Source organism: Holospora curviuscula (assembly GCF_002930195.1).
Taxonomy (GTDB): domain Bacteria; phylum Pseudomonadota; class Alphaproteobacteria; order Holosporales; family Holosporaceae; genus Holospora; species Holospora curviuscula.
This window is the reverse complement of sequence record NZ_PHHC01000070.1, coordinates 1-2,552: the sequence shown is the minus strand read 5'-3', so window position 1 is coordinate 2,552 and position 2,552 is coordinate 1. Positions and strand designations below refer to the sequence as shown.

Sequence of the window (2,552 nt, the reverse complement as noted above, 5' to 3'; positions counted from 1 at the left end):
AATTTTTTCCTTCCTGGAGATCTTCCGAAATCTCTAGAGCGCCGTCCCACACCTCCAGTCCCGTAAGCAGTGCCATCACCGCCGGCACAATCCACTGAACGAAGTTATTTTCCAAAGCGTTGGCGCTGACAAAATCACAGGCCTGGATGGCGGCAGAATCCTTTCCTGCTAAGGTCAAACTTGCCGCCGTCAGCACTCTCAGCGAAGCAGAAGTGGTTTCCGCCAAGCCGCGAATGGCTTCATCACAGCGCTGAAAATACCCTTCTTCCTCCTCCCCCAGCTCCCGGGTAGGCATTTGATCTCGGATAAGGCCCGTACAGCCCTCTGCCATGGATTCCGCCGCCATGGTGGCGCCTGCCGCCAGAAGAGCCTGATTCCAGTCTCCAGTGCCGCTTTCCAGAGCCTGGAGGGAGAGAGTGGAGGCCATGGCCAGGGCTCCGTGGAGTAATTTATGTTCCAGCCCCGAAAGGCCGCTACGATAGGCCTGGCCGATCTCTGAGGCTCCTGCGGCAGAGATCTGCAGAACACCTTGGCGGGCAAGGGTTTTTACAGGATTTTCCTGATACACCAAGCTATGGGCTGCCGTCGTCTTAATCAGGTTCCCGGCGCTGCCCAGATCCCCCACACCTAAGCTTAGCCCTTGCACTGCAAGGCTTTTCCCCGCTGCCTTGAGCATATCCGAGAGCTGGAGGGATTCGTGGTTGGCCAGAGACTCCAGGCCTCCCTTTTGGATGAAGGCCTGAGCGGACGCTGCAAGCACGCCAGAGGCAATCCCTCCGCTGGCCCCTGCCAGAGCTGCAATGCCCACCCCCAGAGCGGCCTTAAAGGCAGGCTTAACAGTGGTACGAGGTCTTTGGGCTTCCTCAATAATAGAGGGCAGGACCGTGTGGTGAATCTCGGTGAACTCGGGGCGAGGCGCCACCTCTAGGCCCGGGGGGCGCTGGCCCGTTGTGGAGAGGATCTCCAGAATCGGCGTATCCACACTAAGCCTCCCTTGCACCGAGCAGTCCACAAAGTCCACCCCCTGGCCTTGGCGAGCCTGGATTTTCTGGAGAATCTTGCTGTCTCGGGTCACCGAAACTTTCTCAAATCCATCCTGCCCCAGGGCGGGGCTCAGAAGGAGCTTCTCCCTAGCCTCAATGCAAGAGGGATAAAACACCGAACTGGAGCCCGTATCCTCCTTCTTGTCTACCCAAAAGGAAAAGCGCATCCAAAAGAGTTTAGCCATCATGGCCATGGAGTTTTAGGAATTCTTGCCGTAAAAAAGTAACCTGAATCACTCCTTCATCATCAAATACAATAGAATCAATAGGTTCTTTTAAGCGTTTTATTACATTCTCTATCCGTTCATCATTATTTTTTTCTTTGATTTCTTCCAAAGCATCCCGAATTGAATAATCTAAAATTTTTAATAAAGTCTCTCTTTTTGCTAAATGCAAACAATTCACCAAAAAATCTATATTTTTAAATTTAATCAAATTTTGTAGAATCATCCGATATAAAAAAGTATCTGCTGCTCGCATAGCCCTTGGTACCAACTCATGAATACACCCCAACAGCACGGGAATATACTCTTCCCCAAAATAATCCGCATCGGTAATCCCATTACATATATGTTCACTGGAATAATCCTCCATAAATACCAGGTCTTGGTCCGTATCATCGGAAGGTACATACTTCAGCAATTGCGGAATCACCGCAGGATCCCCGTGATGAAAAATAGCCTGAGTAATAAAATCAAATAAAGATTCGCACTTCTGGATACGCTCAAACTCTTCCTTTTTCCTGGCGCGATTTAATTGAATACCCCTTCCCCACTCTTGGTACAATTCTTCTAAATCTTCTAATAACTCTTCATCCTCAAAAGCTTCTAAGGCTTCTAAAAGCCCTGGATCACTCCCAACGCCAAGGGGGGATCGTTCCCGAATTTCTGTATAAATTTGTTCTCTCGTCATTTTTGTCTCCATGTTCTAGGGTTTTGGGGGGATTTTTCCAGAAAATCCCTCCGGGTTATCCGCCTTTATTTTCTTCAGTGCCTCTAGGCAAGCCTCATTGGTTTTTGTTCGATCACAGCCCGCATCCAGTAATCCTTGGCGGGTATCTTGCACCCCTTGCAATAAAGATTCTCGTGGATTCTGTGGCTTAAGTGTCTCATTTCTTTTGTGCATTAATTTTCGTCCTTGGGCTTGATGTAACCGTTCCGGCAAAGGAATCACTGCATTGTTTTTATACTTCCGTCCAGTAACCTTAAGGATTTCATCGGACTGAGCCACGGGCCATACATGGTGCTGTTCATGCTTGAGTCCAGTTTCTTGAGCTCGCTTTTCAACGATTTTATTTATTTCTTTACGTTGGTATTCTCCCACCGGCACAGGATTGTCTTTGTAGCGTTCGAAATACGCCTTTTGCTCTTGCGGGGTCATATCCTGAGTCCCCGCTTTCTTTTCCTGGCGCTGTTTTCCCGTGGCCTTTAGACCCGAAGCATTGCCGCCCTCTTTTTTCAGTATCCCCGGGCCCTTGTCTTTGCTTAAGGCGGTTCGCGCCAAGCGGAC

3 protein-coding genes are annotated in these 2,552 nt (G+C 49.5%); all 3 read right to left on the bottom strand.

From position 1 onward, the window contains the following. Nucleotides 1-1,231, bottom strand: a 1,231-nt coding sequence (locus HCUR_RS01715; protein WP_129591833.1) for a hypothetical protein, incomplete at its 3' end; no start/stop codon positions are given. After that, nucleotides 1,221-1,955, bottom strand: coding sequence for a hypothetical protein (locus tag HCUR_RS01710; protein ID WP_129591832.1), 735 nt, complete (start codon nucleotides 1,953-1,955; stop codon nucleotides 1,221-1,223). The genes HCUR_RS01710 and HCUR_RS01715, both read right to left, overlap by 11 nt. 15 nt (nucleotides 1,956-1,970) lie before the next feature. Beyond that, on the bottom strand, nucleotides 1,971-2,552 hold a 582-nt coding region (locus HCUR_RS09480), incomplete at its 5' end, for a hypothetical protein (RefSeq protein ID WP_243397247.1).

Coding starts and splice junctions, on each gene's coding strand:
- HCUR_RS01710 (WP_129591832.1), bottom strand. CDS start 1,955: ATGACGAGAGAACAAATTTATACAGAAATTCGGGAACGATCCCCCCTT.